The 15,892-nt window shown below is 70.2% G+C and carries 12 protein-coding genes; 1 reads left to right on the forward strand and 11 read right to left on the reverse strand.

Going from position 1 to position 15,892, the window contains the following annotated elements:
• From ACIBH1_RS48750 to hemG, 4 genes are all read right to left on the reverse strand, one after another.
• Window positions 1-176: uroporphyrinogen decarboxylase family protein (locus ACIBH1_RS48750; protein WP_397320995.1), on the reverse strand; the 176-nt coding region annotated here is incomplete at its 3' end.
• A 62-nt stretch (window positions 177-238) separates the two neighbouring features.
• Window positions 239-1,618 carry a glutamyl-tRNA reductase gene (locus ACIBH1_RS48755; RefSeq protein ID WP_397320984.1) on the reverse strand — a complete coding sequence of 460 codons (1,380 nt, stop codon included), beginning with the start codon at window positions 1,616-1,618 and terminating at the stop codon, window positions 239-241.
• A 257-nt stretch (window positions 1,619-1,875) separates the two neighbouring features.
• Complete coding sequence (locus tag ACIBH1_RS48760) at window positions 1,876-2,196, reverse strand: DUF2470 domain-containing protein (RefSeq protein ID WP_397320985.1); 321 nt, start codon at window positions 2,194-2,196, stop codon at window positions 1,876-1,878.
• Complete coding sequence (gene hemG / locus ACIBH1_RS48765) at window positions 2,193-3,866, reverse strand: protoporphyrinogen oxidase (RefSeq protein ID WP_397320986.1); 1,674 nt, start codon at window positions 3,864-3,866, stop codon at window positions 2,193-2,195. Before hemG ends, ACIBH1_RS48760 begins: the two co-directional genes overlap by 4 nt.
• Window positions 3,867-4,399: 533 nt before the next feature.
• On the opposite strand from hemG, the gene ACIBH1_RS48770 reads away from it, so the two are divergent.
• Entirely contained in the window at window positions 4,400-5,638 is a 1,239-nt protein-coding gene (locus tag ACIBH1_RS48770; RefSeq protein ID WP_397320987.1) for a hypothetical protein, read from the forward strand.
• Between the two features lie 66 nt (window positions 5,639-5,704).
• Here ACIBH1_RS48770 and ACIBH1_RS48775 read toward each other — a convergent pair whose 3' ends face one another.
• The 7 genes from ACIBH1_RS48775 to ACIBH1_RS48805 form a co-directional block, all read right to left on the reverse strand.
• Window positions 5,705-7,303, reverse strand: coding sequence for a helix-turn-helix domain-containing protein (locus ACIBH1_RS48775; RefSeq protein ID WP_397320988.1), 1,599 nt, complete (start codon window positions 7,301-7,303; stop codon window positions 5,705-5,707).
• A complete protein-coding gene (locus ACIBH1_RS48780; RefSeq protein ID WP_397320989.1) occupies window positions 7,300-8,445 on the reverse strand; it encodes a DUF917 domain-containing protein in 1,146 nt (381 codons plus the stop codon). Before ACIBH1_RS48780 ends, ACIBH1_RS48775 begins: the two co-directional genes overlap by 4 nt.
• 80 nt (window positions 8,446-8,525) lie before the next feature.
• A complete protein-coding gene (locus ACIBH1_RS48785; protein ID WP_397320990.1) occupies window positions 8,526-9,635 on the reverse strand; it encodes a DUF917 domain-containing protein in 1,110 nt (369 codons plus the stop codon).
• 73 nt (window positions 9,636-9,708) lie between these two features.
• Window positions 9,709-11,298 (reverse strand): hydantoinase/oxoprolinase N-terminal domain-containing protein, encoded by a 1,590-nt coding sequence (locus ACIBH1_RS48790; RefSeq protein ID WP_397320991.1) that lies wholly within the window; start codon window positions 11,296-11,298, stop codon window positions 9,709-9,711.
• Window positions 11,299-11,479: 181 nt separating this feature from the next.
• The gene (locus ACIBH1_RS48795) at window positions 11,480-12,820 is read right to left on the reverse strand and encodes a purine-cytosine permease family protein (protein ID WP_397320992.1); all 1,341 of its coding nucleotides are present in this window, start codon (window positions 12,818-12,820) and stop codon (window positions 11,480-11,482) included.
• Window positions 12,821-13,544: 724 nt separating this feature from the next.
• Window positions 13,545-13,832, reverse strand: a complete 288-nt coding sequence (locus ACIBH1_RS48800) for a hypothetical protein (RefSeq protein ID WP_397320993.1) — start codon at window positions 13,830-13,832, stop codon at window positions 13,545-13,547.
• A gap of 101 nt (window positions 13,833-13,933) precedes the next feature.
• Window positions 13,934-15,892 (reverse strand): transglycosylase domain-containing protein (locus tag ACIBH1_RS48805; protein WP_397320994.1); only part of this gene is annotated, 1,959 nt, incomplete at its 5' end.

Here is a 15,892-nt window from a genome sequence, read left to right on the forward strand (position 1 = left end):
ATCGTGATCTCCACGACCAGCTCGGGTGTGGCGCAGGCCTGCAGCATGGGCACGCCCTCGCGCACCTTGAGGTACTCAGGCAGCGAACGGCCCGCTTGGCGCATGAACCACACCGGGGTGTGGTCGACGGGCTGGCGGCGGCAGGCGGCCAGGAACGCGCTGGTCGACTTGGGCATCGGGTCGATGGGCGTGCGGTCCCTGGTCTGGGGGTCGGCGCCGCTTGTGCGAAGGGAGGCAATCATGAACGGCCCCGGGATCCGGTCAGGTCGTGGGCGATCTTGGCGGTGAGGCGGTGGAGGGCCTGGGTGGCCAGTTGTCGGGCGTCCGGGTCGCTGATCTTGCGGGTAAGCCACGCGGCCTCTCCCGCTTCCAGGTCGGCGAGGTGCTGTCGCAGGGCGAGCGTCGTGGCGAGCGAGCTGGGCGCGGCCAGGCCCTGAACAGTGGCGTCGACCAGCTGCTGGACGGCCTGGACGGTCGTGGTGGAGGCCTGTCCGGCCAGGCTGGTACGCAGCGTGTCGAGCGTCAGTAACCGGACGTTGCGGCGGCCGCCCAGGGCGGGATCCACATCCCCCGGCAACGCCAGATCGATCACGGTCAGTGGTGTCACCCGGGCCGGGACCATCGGCGGGGTGACGATGTGGTGGCGGGCGCTGGTGGCGCTCACGACCACATCGACGCGGCCCAGGTGGATCGGGAGCATGCCGAGCGGTGCGGCGCTGGCGCCGACCTGGTCGGCCAGGCGGCGGGCGTTGTCCACGTCGCGGCCGGCCACGATGATCTCGCCGACGTCGGCGCGGCGCAGGGCGGCCACCGCGAGCCGGGCCATCGATCCGGAGCCGATCACCAGGGCTTGCTGACCGCGCACCGGTCCGGCCACCTCCAGGGCCGCTCCGACCAGCGATCCGGCGACCTCGTCGATGCCGTGCTCGCGCTTGGCGGCCCGTCCGGCCTGCAGCGCGGCCTGAACGACCTGGTGCAGGACCGGGCCTGCCGACTGCAGGTGCTGGGCGGCCTGGTAGGCCTGGCGAAGCTGGCCCACGATCTGCTGGTCGCCGATCAGCAGCGAGTCCAGCCCGCACGCCACCGTGATCAGGTGCCGGACCGCATCCTCACCCGACCAGACGGTGGCGTGCTCGGCCAGCTGGCGCACCGGCAGTCCGCATCGCCGGGCCAGCAACTCCAGGACAACGCCGTCGCCACCAAAGCCCGTGTCCCCGCTGGCGCTGCTGCCTGCAGCGCTGCTGCCTGCAGCGCTGCCTGCAGCGCTGGTGTCTGCGGCGCTGGTGTCTGCGGCGCTGGTGTCTGCGGCGCTGGTGTCTGCGGTGCTGCCTGGGCTGACGCTGCGGTCGGCAGTGTAGATCTCCAGCCGGTTACAGGTGGCCAGCACGAGCACCTCCCCGAAGAACGCGGTCAGGTCGTGGCGCAGGCCGGTCAGGGCGTCGCCGGTCAGGGCGAGGTGTTCCAGGAAGGCGAACGGCGTACGCCCCTGGCTGAAGGCCACCACAGCCAGGGGCGTGGTCGTGGTGCGCGGGGCCTGCCCCGCTTGGACGGCGCCGACGAATGGTCGGCTGGGTAACGCGCGGTCGGGCAGGTAGCTCTGCTGCAGGGTCGACGACATTTCGAGGTCCTGTGATCGTGAGAGGAGCGACGGGCCAGGGGTGGCTCAGGATGGCCGCCTGGATGAGGGGTGCCTCACCGCGGCCGCATCCCCGAGCGGTGAGGCACCCGTGCCACCCGCCGGGCAGGGGCGTGGGCGGGCGGGACAGGACTCCAGCTCGCGCGTGAGCGAGGGGTGGAGAACTTCGAGGAGGCTGCGATCATGGCTGTGGCTCGCCGATGGCCGGATGCCGGCGCGCTGAGCAGCGTTTGGCCTGTTCATGCTGCGCCCTGTTCTGTGCGGGCCTGCCGACGTTGACGAGCGGCCACGTACAGGTCGGTGTAGCTCGGGCGGATCTGCGCGCGCTGGGTGATGGGCACGCGCCAGGCGATGCGGACCGATTCGCCGTCCCCGTGGCGCAGGCCGGTGCCGGTGACGAGGAAGTCGATGCCGTCGCCGTCCAATCCGACTGCGGCGGCGCTTCGGCCATCGGGCCGCTGTCCGAGCTCTTGCACGATGAGCAGGCTGTCCTCGGCGTGCTCGCTGTTGAGGCGCCTGAGTACCTCCGCCTCGACCAGGGCGGGAAAGTGCGTGCTCATGACGCCTCCGCCGGGCCCACCGCCGCGGCCGTGACCGGCTCGCTGGCCGGGCTCTGCCCGCTGGCGTGGGCGACGGCAGGCCGGGTGATCGTGCTGTGGTGATCGTGCCGGTTCAGGCTGCCCCAGGTCTGGGCAGCGGCCGTGACGGCCGCGGTGATGCAGGCGCTGATGCCGACACCGTCGTAGGCGGTGCCGCAGACGGCGAGGTCGGGCACGCCGGCCAGTGCCCGCCGGATCTGGCGGACGCGGTCACGGTGACCCACGACGTACTGCGGCAGGCCGGGATGCCATCGCGTGATGTGGGCGGCGATCGGGCGTCCGCGCACGCCCATGGTGCGCTTCAGCTCGGCGGCGGCGACGGTGATCAGGTCCTCGTCGGTGCTCGGCGGCGTCTCTGCTGCTCGCTCGGCCAGACGGGGCAGCGCGAGGGACAAGCGCACCAGCATCAGCTCCGGGGAGGCTGCGGCGAGATGGGGCCACTTGACGAAGCTGAAGGTGACGGCCTTGACGGCGCGTCCCTCGACGGCCGGGACCAGGTAGCCGCTGACGGCGGGGGTGGTCGGCCAGTCCGAGCGCAGGAAGGCCAGGCTGACGATGGTGATACCGACGTGCTGCAGGTCGGAAAGGGCGGCCGCGGCGGCCGGGGCGTGCTCGGCCACCAGGCTGCTGGCCGTCGGGGCGGGTGTGGCCACGATGATGGCGTCGGCTTCTATCGCGCGTCCTGGGCGCCCGTCGATGACGACGTTCCACCGCTGGCGTCCGCCGTTGTGGTGCGTCTCGGGGTGGCGGTCCAGACGCCGGACCGGGGTGCGGGTGTGGATCTGGACGCCGTGGCTGGTGCGCAGGTGCTCGGCCAGCACGTGCGGGAGCGTGGCGAGACCGCCCTTCAAGGTCATCATCCGGGCGCCGCTGGGCAGGCTGGTGCCGGGCTGTTCGGCGATCACGGGTGTGGGCAGCTCGGTCGCCGCTGGCGTGATCGTGCCGCCGCGGCCGTGTTCGTCTCCTGCCGGGTGGAGCAGATGGCCGGAGGAGGCGATGATCGAGGACTCGCCGGCCAGGGCCAGGCGGTACAGCAAGGGCAGGGTCGCCTCCAGGGAGAGCTGATCGGGGTGCCCGCCGTACACCCCGGCCAGCAGCGGGGAGATCAGCAGGTCCACGAGTTCGTCGCCGATCCGCTCGCGCAGGTATGGCCCGAGGGGCACGTCGCCGACGAGCGGGCTGGCGGGCGCGGTGAGGTCGGCCTGGGCTCGCTGCACGCCGTGGGTGCTGATCAGCCCGGTGGCGATCAGTTCGCGCAGGGCTCTGTCCCCTGCCGGGATGCCCATGACGTGGCTGGTGGGCAACGGGTGCAGCGCCCCGTGGGTGTGGATGGCGGCGCGCAGGGCGGAGGAGGCTGCCAGCTCGTCGGCCAGGCCGATGTCGGCCAGCAGCTGTTCGGCGTCCTCCCCCGGCCTGATCAGCAGCGACTCGGCGCCGACGTCGATGACGGGACCGGCCGCCATGAGGGCAACGCTGTCGAGCTGGCCTCCGAGCCGCTCGGAGGCCTCCAGCACCGTGATGGCGAGCCTGTGGCCGGCGCTCCGAGCCCGGCGGGCCAGCTGCCAGGCGGCCGTCAATCCGCTGATCCCGCCACCGATGATGACGACGTGGGCGGGTGCCGACGAACGCATCACCGGTCACCGGCCCGGCTGATGACAACGGGCGGCAATGTCGTCGCAAGCGGCGGCAACGCAAGATCTGCAGGCATGACCATAGGCTCCTGACGTGCGGGTTCGAGGCGACACATGGCGGCGAGATGTCCCACGTTCGCTATTGCGTCCCATAAACGTCAATGGACGCTCACGTCACACAGGCAGCGTTTTGCCCTGCACCAATCTGCGAATGCATTTCCACTACATGCCGACATGCTGAATAGAGTCGTGTCGAAAAGTGCATTATGTGCGCATGCCGGTAATTGGGTGGCGAGATTCGCCCGAGGTGGGCCCAGGATTTCGGGTGTGCCGTCGGCGGCAGATCAGGTCGGATGCCTGGTAGTGGCAAGTGTGGCTTCGTGCCGCTGGGCCCCCGGGCGGCAGGTCGGACGCACCCGCCGCGAGGACGCGTCCGCATAACTCGCGATCTTGACAAAGTGCACAAGAGCTGTGCATTACGCACACGGATCGGTCATTGATCGGGTCGGTGCGCGTCAGAAAAAATGGCGCGAATGACCAGAAAAATTGCTCTGGAGGCGCTGGATCCGTGGATGGCGCCGCCTGCGCAGGACCTGCCGCAGTGGCGTGCGCGGGTGCGTGACTACATCGGCAGCAGTGACCACATTCGGGAATTGGCGCAGAGCCTGAGTAGCGGCAAGGCCTCCATCGTCCCGGTGGCGCCTGGCTCTGGTCTGTCGTCGGCGGTGCTGGCCAGCCGGGTTCTCGCCCGCGCGGAGAAGCAGCGGCTGGCCGACGCGGCTCTCTACTACGTCAGCGCCGATATGACGGCTCTGGCGCTGGCCGCCGCCTCCACCGCTCCGCGCGAGCCGGTTAGTGAGCGGCGTCTGCCCGCGCCGGTGGGATGGATGGTTTTCACCGCCCCGATCGGCAGTTACACGATCGACCTGCGCCAGCAGCTGCCCGGCGGCGCTGACGGCGCTGACGGCGCTGACGGTGACCCGTTGGAGGTCTCGACGCCGATCGTGGCGGTGTCCTGGTCGCTGTGGAGGGCGCGCGAGGCCGTCGCCGCGCCGGAGGGGCGGCTTCGGTGGCTTCGCTACCAAGACGGGGACATCAGCGAGGTGGCCGACGACTTCGCCGCGGTGTGGATGACCTTCTGGGCGCCCACCGGCAGCGTCTTCAGCGCCCTGCCTGCGGCCACGGTGCTGAGCGCGGCCGGTCCGCGCGGGCGGCCGCTCACCGCCGGGCAGGCGGCGGCAGCGTCAGCGGCCAGTCATCCGGTGTACTGGGACGACGAGATCATGCTGCCGATCGGCGACCGCTTCCGCCCGGGGGCGTTGCAGACCTCGACCACCAGCGGGTGGAGTCGCGTGGTCTACACCGCATGGCAGCTGATCGCGCAGAGCGGGGGTGACGATCCGTTGATCGAGACGCGAGAGATCGCACGGGACCGGGCCGGGCGACGCCGGGACGCCCGGACGGGCATCGCAGGCCCGTCCACCGTGAAGATCGTCGATGTTCATCGGCGGCATCAGCCGCCCGCCTCAGCCGCCCGTCAGGACGCGAAGGCCTCACAAGGCCGGAGAGCGCCGCAGTGGAGCTGCCGGTGGCCGGTGGCCCCCTATCGGCGTAACAGCTGCCTCAACCCGCATGCCCATGCCAGTGGGGGCTGCACGCACGAGGAGACGATCGTGCCGGGCCACCTCAAGGGGCCGGCGCATCTGCCGTTGCGGGAGACGGTCCGGGTCTGGGCCAGCCAGCCCACCCCACTCGACGACCGAGCAGGCTAGGCACGCCGCGGCAGGCGCGGCAGGCGCATCAGCGGCGCGCGCCGCGGCGGCTCCGGCGAGCGCGGGTCACAGCTCGCCGCTGGCGGCCAGCACGCGGCAGGCCAGATGGAGAGTCAGCCGGTCGCTGTGGTCGAGCGATCCCCCGAGCAGGGACTCCGCGGTCGTGACCCGGGCTTTGACGGTGTTGCGGTGCGCTCCGAGTGCTACGCCGGCGCGCGTGTAGCTGCTGCCGTGATCGAGGTAGGACACCAGCGTGGTCAGCAGCAGCTCCGCCTCGGGATGGTGCAGGATCGGCTCCAGCAGGTAGCGGGCGTGATCGCGGAAGGCCGGATCGGTGTGCCAGGTCGACAGCAGCCGCTGCGGCCCGATCGCGTCCATCGTCTCCACGGTGCCCGCGCTTCGCATGGCGGCTGCCATGGCGGCCTGCCGGGCCTGTCCCAAGCTGACGGCGATGGAGTGCGGCCCGACGCCGGGGTTGCCGACGCCGGCCACCAGGCTGTGGGTGGGGTAATCGGTGTTGAACTCCTTCACCGTCGCCTTGACGCGCTGCAGCAGCTCGATCTCTTCACGGTCGGTGGGCTGGGCGCTGTAGGTCGCCCAGTACGACCAGCCGTCGCCGCGGGTGAACAGCGGACGGTCGATCTTCTGGCGGTGCAGCACGCTCTGCAGGTGGGTGGAGATCTCCGCACTGATCCAGCTGTCCATCTGCCTGATCCAGCTGTCCATCTGCGTGGGCTCGCGCCGGGTGGGCCAGGTGAAATGCACGCCCAGATGCCAGCCGTCCAGGGGGATCCCGGCGTCGCTGGCCTGCTCGGCGACGTGGGCCGGGATCCGGCTGCCCTCTTTGAGGTAGAGCAGCTCATGGAAGAGGGCGTTGAGCACTTGCTGGTCGTGCTCTGCCTCCAGGCGCCGGGTCAGGAGCTGAACGGTGAGCGCCTGGGCTGCCAGGGGCAGGACGGCACGCGCCGTCTCATGCCAGACCGGCCCGCCGTTGACCGCTTCAGCGGCCAGCCAGAAGGTGCGCCGTCCAACGAACAGCGGCAGCGCGGCCCACACGTAGCCCTCACCCCGGTCGGTGGCGATCGCCGGCTGCAGCATCACGTCCTTGACCGGCACCAGGCGCAGCTCTCCTTCGACGATGCCGCTGTCTCGGGCGACCAGCGCGGCTCTGCCGTTCAGAGCGTCGGAGACGACGGCCAGGGCGCGGCCGATCGAGGTGCCGACGGCCAGTTTGGCCGACGCGGTGATCACCGCTCGGGACAGGGCGACGGCCGGTTCATGGATCAGGGCAAGAACGGTGGCGGCCAGGGCAGGCGCGGAGGAGGCGTGCGGCTGCTCGGGCAGCATCACCACCGGCAAGGCGAGCTGGTTGGCCAGCCGGACGATGGAGGGGGCGACCACCTGGCGGTGCCCGACGACGATGAGCAGCCTGCCGCCGCGGCTGTGCAGGCGGCGCACGAACACCTCGATGAGGTGCTGGCTGGCCAGCCCCGAGCGGGTGGAGACGTCGATGACCGCGGCGGCGCCGCCGGGCAGGTTGGTCAGGTCGGTGTTGTCGTGCACGAGGGCGGCGGTGCGCAAGGTGGCGTCGAGGCCGGACTCGCCGCCGACCACGACGTGCCCGGCGAGCGCGGGGTGGTTGAGCAGATCCCGAGCGGTGATCACGAAAGGCCTCCGAGCATCGCGGGCCCGCTGGCAAAGCGGCCGGCCTGGTCGGTGGTGGAGTCCAGGACGCGCAGGCCGAAGGCTCTGGGCGCGACCAGGGGCAGGGCATGCGGGGCGGTCCACGCCGCCGGCGCCGGCAAGCGCAGCACCTCGACGTGGTGACCGGTGGCCAGCTGGTCGGCGGCGATGGGGTGCCAGGTGCGAGAGTCGAGCACGGCGATGATGTCTGGGACCTGGATGACGATCTCGCCGTCGTCGATGGCCAGCAGGTATTCGTCGGCGACCTCGATGCGCAGACTGCGGTGCAGGTCTCGCTGATGGTGGATGACCACGGTGGCCCCGGTGCGGGGTCTGGCGTGGCGGGAGATCGATTCGACGGTGCCGAGGAAGACGCGGTCGGCTCCGTGGTCGGCGATGGCGGCGGCTCGGGCGCGCATCGCGTGCGAGTTGCCGGGCTCGGCGCGGCGCGCGTGCAAGAAGGCGCTTCCCAGGTCAAGCGCGCTGCTGATGCTCCCCAAGATGGCGTGGTCGCGGACCTGCTGGCTGGTCATGGGGTAGATGGCGGTGGCGGCCCATCCGCCGAGCGAGGTCAGCGCGGAGCGCAGCAGCCGTTCGGCGTCGGCGTTGCTGGCCGATCCGGCGAGCAGGACGTGGTTGCCCGATGGGTCGGCCAGCGCGGCGGGGGTGGCCGAGACGGTGGGCACGCCCACTTTGATCCCGGCGTTGAAGGTGACCTGGTCGATGCCGGGGAAGGCGCGGCCCATGCCGTCCCCGTCGACCAGCGGTAGCCCGGTCCAGGCAGCCGCGGCGACGGCGAACAGCAGATTCGCGCCGCCGGCCTCGAACCCGATCACGGCCTCCGGGCGGCGCTGCAGGTGTGTACCGACCGCGTTGACGGCTTGGACGAACTCGTGGCCGGACGGCAGCCGTTCCAGCATGACGGTGATGCTGCCGGTGGCGGCCACCGGCACGATGAGAGCGTCCTCGGGTAGCTGGTCGGCGGTGATGAGCGGCACGGGCCCGCGGTGGGTGAGCACGTGCCGCAGCATGCTGGTGACGACGGTGGTGTCTCCCCCGCCGCCCGATCCCAGCAGGGTGGCGCCGGCGGCGAGGGCGTCGACGTGGTCGCGAGTGATGAGCATGGTGGGGCTTTCTGTCTGGGGCGAGGGCCCGGGGCCGACCGTTGGGTGATCGGGGCTGGTCGGCCCCGGGGTGGTGGTGGTCAGATGCGTGACAGCAGGTCCTCCAGCGGGGTGTAGGTCTCGGTGAGGCCGAATCCGGCGGGGCCGAAGGTGGCCAGCGCGTCGGGGGTGCGCATGATCGGCGGGGTGGAGATGCCGTAGACGGTCAGTCGCTGGCCGTACGCGAGCGACTCGGTGGGGACCGGCGCGCCGGTCTCCGTGCTCAGGGTGCAGATGAGGTCGGGGACGATCGCGATGACCCGGCCGTCGAGGCGGGCCACCAGGTGCTCGTTCTGGAAGGTGAGCTCCAGCTGGTTTCCGGGGGAGCCTCCGGTGGCTTCCAGGCGGGCGCGGCCGCGGGCGAATCCGTCGACGGTGCGGCGTTCGACGTCGACCACCTTGCCCTGGAACAGCACCGCTCCGAGCTTGTAGAGGGTGGAGGCGAGCATGCTGGTCAGGGCGTCGAACGGGTCGGCGTGTTCGGTCCGGGCCCGGCGCAGCGTCTCGCCGATGCGACGGCACAGGGTGAGGGTGCCGTGCACGGAGGTGGCGCGCACCTGGCCGGTGTCCATCGGGTAGTCGCTGATGTAGGAGGCGCCGCCCATCTCGATGGTCAGGACGCGGGCCAGGTGTTCCATGCGTTTGTTGTCGCGGCCGGCGTCGATGATGCACACGTCGCCGTGGTCGGAGGCGATGGCCATCGGCGAGCCGGGCACCCCCAGCACGCCGAAGGTCTGCATCTGCAGTTCGGGGAAGGCGCGGCCCATGCCGTCGGCGTCGACCACGGGCAGCCCGAGCTGGGCGCCGAGCATGAGCGGGATCATGCTGTTGAGCCCGCCGCACTCGGTCGGCATCACTGCGTAAGCCGTACGGCCGAGGTGCTTCTCCAGGGCGCGGAAGGCCGCGATGTTGCCGCCGCCCGAGGGCAGCTTCTCCACGAACACCGTGGGAGCGCCCATCATGGAGGAGGGGAGCACGAGCGCGTCGTCGGGCAGTTCGTCGGCTCCGATGATGTGCACGCGGCGGCCCGCGGCCATCTCCTGCTCGACCAGCAACCTGCCGATGTAGGGGTCTCCGCCGCCGCCGGTGCCGAGCACCGCGGCTCCCTCGGCGAGGTCGTGCAGCATCCGGGTGGTCAGGTCGTAGCCCATGAGTAGAGCTCCTTCCTGCCGCGCGTGCGGCGGGTAGAGCCCTGAGCGGCGCCGAGGGCGGGAACGGGCGGGGTCAGTTCGTAGCCCACTGGCCGGGCTCCTCTCCGGCCTGGGCGCGGGCCAGGTCCAGGTCTCCGACGGCGCGGGCGATGACGCGTACGGCGTTGCCGGGCAGGTAGTTCACGTGGATCTCGTCCACGTGGACGATCTGGACGGTGGCGGGGACGGCACCGGCGGAGATCGCCAGGTCGGTCGCCTCGGCGCGGGCCAGGTCCATTACGTCGTCGCGGGTCATCTGCGGGCTGGTGACGAACAGCCGGTCGACCTCGCCGCCGATCTGGCCGATGGCGGCGCCGATGGCGTTGGCGACGCCGTGGTGCTTGGGGATGCGCACCTCGGGGACGTCGGGCAGGGTGGAGGGCATCAGGATGCTGCCGCCGCCGACCACGACGACCGGTAGCGGTTCGGCGGACAGGCGCATCCGGTCGATGAGGTGGGCGACGCGTTCGGCCATGAGTGTGGTGCCGCGCCGGACCAGGTCGCGGCGAAGGTGGCGGACCAGGGAGGAGTCGCCGATGTCGGCCAGGCCGGCGGCCACGGCGAGGTCGGTGGCGGTCAGGGTGGAGCCTCCGAATACCAGGGCCTCGTCGGTGAGCCGGTAGCCGACCGAGTCGGGGCCGATGCGCAGCGGGTTGGTCTGCACGCGGCTGCCGCCGCCCAGGCCGACGGAGACGACGTCGGGCATGCGGAAGTTGGTGCGTACTCCCTCGATGTCGACGTCGGTGCCGGCTTGGCGGGGGTAGCCGCCGGCCAGGACGCCGACGTCGGTGGTGGTGCCGCCGATGTCGACGACGGCCGCGTCGCTCAGCCCGGCCAGGAACGCCGCCCCGCGCATGCTGTTGGTGGGGCCGGAGGCGAAGGTGCGGACCGGGTAGCGGCGGGTGTATTCGGCGTCCATGAGCGTGCCGTCGTTCTGCGACAGGAACAGCGGTGCGTGCACGCCGACCGCGCCCAACGCGCGGGTGAAGGCGTCGACGATCTCGTCGGCCAGGTCCAGCAGGCAGGCGTTGATGATGGTGGCGTTCTCCCGTTCCAGCATGCGGATGCGGCCGATCTGGTGCGACAGGCTGACCCGCAGGTACGGCAGCTCGGCCAGCAGGATGTCGGCGGCCTCCAGCTCCGCTTCGGCGGTGACGGGCGAGAAGACCGAGCTGATCGCGACGGTGGAGATGTCGTGGGCGGCCAGGTCGGCGGCCACCCGTTTGAGCTCGTCGGGCCGCAGCGGGTTGATGGGGCGGCCGTCGAACTCGTGGCCGCCGTGACACAGGTGCACGCTCGGCCGGATGGCCGAGACGAGGTCGGGTGGCCAGTCGAGGATCGGCGGCGTCGCGGCGGTGGCCGGTAATGCCAGCCGGACCACGCCGGTGCGGGCCAGCCGCCGGCGGGTGACCAGCGCGTTGGTGAAGTGAGTCGTGCCGATCATGACGGCGGTCACCCGTGCTCGCTGCAGGCCGCTGGTCTCCAGCAGCCCGGTGAGAGCGTTGACGATCCCGGTGGTGACGTCGAGGGTGGTCGCGGTCTTGATCTCGGCGGCGACGTTCAGGGCCTGGTCGAGCAGGACGGCGTCGGTGTGGGTGCCGCCCACGTCGATCCCTATTCGCACGGTTGTGTGCTCCTTCGGATGTGGGACGCCGGGTGCGTGGGCGTCCCGGGGTGGGGAAGTCGCGGTGTGGGAAGTCAGGGTGTGCTGCCACGTCTGCGGAGACAGCTCAGGCGGTCCGCCCACGCACCGGACGTGGGCGGACCGCCGAGCGGTCGACGAGGAGGGGCAGCGCACAAGGGGGTCAGGGAACGGGACGGGAGGCGTCGGCGCGGCCGGTGAGCCCGGCCTTGCCCGCCACGGCGTACAGCACGAACGCGGCCAGGAGCGCGTTGAGCGCGGGGATGCCCCAGGTGACGAAGTGGCCGATCAGCGCGGCCGCCACCCAGACCACGATCGCGGCGGGCACCAGCCCAGGCGTGCGCGCGGGAAGTTCGCCGCGCTCGCGGGAGGCGTCCAGGTCGGCGCGCCAGGTACGGACCACGAAGTACTCGGCCACCATGATGCCGGCGATCGGCGGGACGGCCACGCCGAGCAGGATGAGGAAATCGATCAGGTGGTCGGCGATGCCCAGCGCGGCCAGCGCGGTGCCGATGACGCCGAGCACCACCGTGACGGCGGCGCGACCGGCCCGCATGCCGAACGCGGTGTGCAGGGCGTTGGTCACGCCGAGCCCGGCGGCATACAGGTTCCAGTCGTTCGTCTTGAGGGTCGCCGCGATCAGGATGACGGTGCCGATCACGCCGGAGGTGGTGGTGACGATGGTCACCACGTCGCCGGTGCGCAGCGCGTGCGCCAGCAACACTCCGACCAGGGCGAGCACGTACTCCCCGAGCGAGATGCCGACGACGGTCTGCTTGACCACATCGGCGGCGTTCTTGTTGAAGCGGCACATGTCGGGCGAGATGACCGCGCCCACGATGAACCCGCCCGCCACCAGGGTCGCGCCCTGGGCAAGGCTCAGCACCGGGCCGGCGGGGGCCGAGGCGACCAGCTCGCCCAGCGGGTGCTTGCCGAGCTCGACGACGATCGCCCAGCCCGCGAGCAGGAGGAAGGCCGGGACGGTGATCCACGCGGTCCAGGCCATGCCGGCGAAGCCGGGCACCACGATGGCGGTGATGGCCAGGCCGCCGATGATCGCCCACAGCCAGGCGGGCCCGCCCAGCAGCGCCGCGACCCCGGAGCCGAGCACGGCGCTCTGCACGCCGAACCAGCCGAGCAGGCACACCGCGAGCACCAAGCCGACCAGGCCGGAGCCGTAGGTGCCGAAGCCGGTCCAGCGGGCCAGCAAGCTGGTGGACAGGCCCTCGCGCATGCCGGCGATGCCGATCGCGATGGCGACGATCTCGAGGATCACGGCGCCGAGGGTGACGGCCAGGACCGCCTGCCAGAAGGTCATGCCCATGCCGAGGGTGGCGCCGAGCAGGAACTGCGAGAGCGCCGACAGCAGGCCGAAGCGCTGGATCGCCACGGTGGGCCAGCCGTAGCGGGCCGAGGCCGGGACACGCTCCAGGGCGTAGTCGTCACGGGCCAGGCCGGTGTCCGGGGGTAACGCGCTGGTGCGAGGGGCTGGGGGGTGCGTCATCCTGCATCCCTTCAGGGAAACGATCAGCGGGCACGTGCGACGGTATGGCCCAGACCTCCCGGCGGCCAGCAGCGTTTTGCACTATCCCATCCACAGTCATGGCATTGTGCACAGAGTTATCCCGAATCGGGAATGCGATGCTTGTGACGCGAGCCCGACGTGCGGCGCGGCCCCACTCACCCGGTGCCGTACGGTCGCCCCCCGCGCACCTCCCGGAGCGGCGAAACGGTACGGCTGTGGGGGCCGCGCTTCTGCCGGGCTTCTGCCAGAGGCGGCTCACCCGCGGGGGTGGGCGTGCCGTCCAGTAGGGATGGAGGTGCCCGACAGAGTCTTGTTGTCAGCCCGGATTTCGGCCAGGAACTCCTGAGCCCGAGCCATGATGATCCCCTCGACCAGCAAGCGTCCGAGAGGGACGTCGAGCAAGACTGGTAGTGGTTGGCTAGCCGTTCAGCGGCGCGGTGTACGTCAAGGGCGAAGGTGTGCAAGGGCCGATCCCGGTTCCCGTCTGGGTCAGGCACATGCAGCGCACCATCACACCATCACACCGTCACACCGGGCCACAAGTCCGGTGTAAACACAGACGAGGGCGGCTCCGGAGACCGCCTCGAAGAGGGAAGCCGTGATGTTCCGCGCCTCCAGTAGGGCGACGAGAGCACGGTCCTGCTGGAGGGCGCAGCAGACGGCTCCCCGGCGTCCTAGGCGGCGGCGAAGGTCCGCTGGAGAGTCAGACGGTGACGGTAAACCTAGGGTCACATGTTGTCATTGATGCTTTGCGTTTTCGGCATGACTGACGTATCAAATGCCTGTTCAAGACCGGTCTACGAGCCGAGGGCGACGAGCGCTGCGAGGCGCCGATCACCAGGCACAGGCCCAGCAGGATGACGGTCAGGTCGTAGAACCAGACGCCCTGCTCGTACTCGTTACCGGGCGCCAGCCTGCGCGCGATCAGCGCGAAGAACTGCATGACCTCGCCCAGCACCACCGGGTACTCCACGTGCTGGTCGGGCGGCACGTCGGCGAAGTAGGGGTTCTGGGTGGCGAGCTGCCGCGCGAACTACAGCGGGAAGATGTCGGTGTAGCAGAAGTTCGTGTAGGTCGTCTGACCCGCGTTTGTCATTCGTCCTCACGGGTCGATTCGGGCACACTCGCGGCTCCGGCGGGTGGCGATGGCACGGTCTGGCCACCCATTGTGGACGGATCTTCGTTCGTTGCGTCGCCGCCACCCTCATCGAATTCGCCGCCGTCGCCACCGTCGCCGTACTCAGGCACGCCGTCGTCCTCGGTGCAGATGCCGAGCACGCAGTTGTCCATGCTGCCGTCGTCGCCGAAGGGGTCCTCGGTCTTCTCGGGCTTGGGCTCGGGCTTGGGCGCCAGGTTGTTCGGCACGCCGGTGCCGGCCTTGACGGGGAAGTCCTCGACCTTCCTGCCGTCCATGGCGGCGGCCATGAAGTCGTGCCAGATCTGCGTGGGCAGGCCGCCACCGCCGATGGAGCCGGGCAGCGACACTTCCCTCCAGCAGACCTGGTACTCGGGGTTCTTCTTGTGGATGAGCGGGTTGCCGTACTTGTCGTACTTCAGTTCCTTCTTGCAGTTCGTAGTGAACGGCATTTCCTTGTACATGCCGACAGCGGTCGAGAGCTGCGGAGTGAAGCCGACAAACCAGGCGTCCTTGGACTCGTTGTTCGTACCGGTCTTGCCCGCCACCGGGCGGCCGATGTTGGCGGCGCCACCGGTGCCGGCCTTGACCACCTGCTGCAGCGCGTAGGTCGCGTCGGCGGCCACACCCTCGGTGAGGACCGTCCTGGAGGCCTTGCTCTCCTCGCCGACCTTCGTCTTATCGAAGGTGGTGATCGAGATGACCGTGTGCCAGGGGGTGTACTTGCCGCCGTTGGCGAAGATGGAGTAGCCCGCCGCCTGCTCCACCGCGGTGACCGAGGCGCTGCCGATGGTCGTCGCGTACTTGTGGTGCTCGATGGCCCGGTCGACGCCGTTCTGGCCTTGGGTGACCGTGGCCCGCTCGCCGACCCCGGCGGCCTTGGCGATCTCCGCGATCTTCTCCAGCCCGACCTTCTGTCCCATCTGCACGAATACCGTGTTGACCGAGCTCGCCGTGGCCTTGGACAGGTTGATGGAGCCGAAGTCCTGGCCTCCGGCGTTGCTGATCGGAGTCGTGCCCTCAGCCTTGATGGTCTTCATGCCCTCGATGTAGCTGTCGAGGGACCAGCCCTGCTCCAGCCAGGCGGCCAGGACGTACGGCTTGAAGGCGGACGCGGCCTGCTTGACCGTGTCGAAGGCCCGGTTGGTGTAGTTCTTCGTGTAGTCGTCGCCGCTGAAGAAGGCGACCACGCGGCCGTTCTTCGGGTTCACCGAGGCCACCGTGGCGTGCACGGCAGGCCCGAAGGTGCGGGTGCGCTCGTCGACGACCCGCTTGGCCTCGAGCATGAGCTTCTGGTCGAAGGTGGTGACGACCTTCAGGCCGCGCGACCGCAACGCTTCCTCGCTGATGCCGTACTTGGACTCCAGCTCACGCTCGACGATGTTGAGCATGTAGCCCTTGAGTCCGGTGTAGGCCTCCTTCGGCTTGAAGTCCTTGAACTTCAGGTCCTCGAACTTGGCGTCCTTGTACTGGCCGTACTCGGCCGCCTCGATGGTCTGCAGACCGCCGATCACGTAGTTGAAGCGCTCCTTGGTGAGCGCCATGTTGCCCTTGGCCTCCGCCTCGTCGAAGCGCGAGGGGTTCTGGATGCGCCCCGCCAAGTAGGCCGACTCGGGAACGGTCAGTTCCTTGGCGGGCTTGCCGAAGTACGCCTTCGCCGCCGCCTCGACCCCGCTTGCGCCTCGTCCGAAGTAGATCGTGTTCAGATACTGCCAGAGGATCCACTCCTTGGGCTTGCTCTTGTTGAGCTTGACCGCGACGAAGATCTCCTTGATCTTGCGGCTGGGCGACACCTCCGTGCCGATGCCCTCGTAGTACCCGCGCGCCATCTGCTGGGTGATGGTCGAGGCGCCCTGGATCTGCTGTCCGGTGGCGGTCATCCACACCGAGCGGGCCAGGCCGCTGAAGGAGATGCC

It is taken from the genome of Nonomuraea sp. NPDC050663 (assembly GCF_044456985.1).
Classification (GTDB): domain Bacteria; phylum Actinomycetota; class Actinomycetes; order Streptosporangiales; family Streptosporangiaceae; genus Nonomuraea.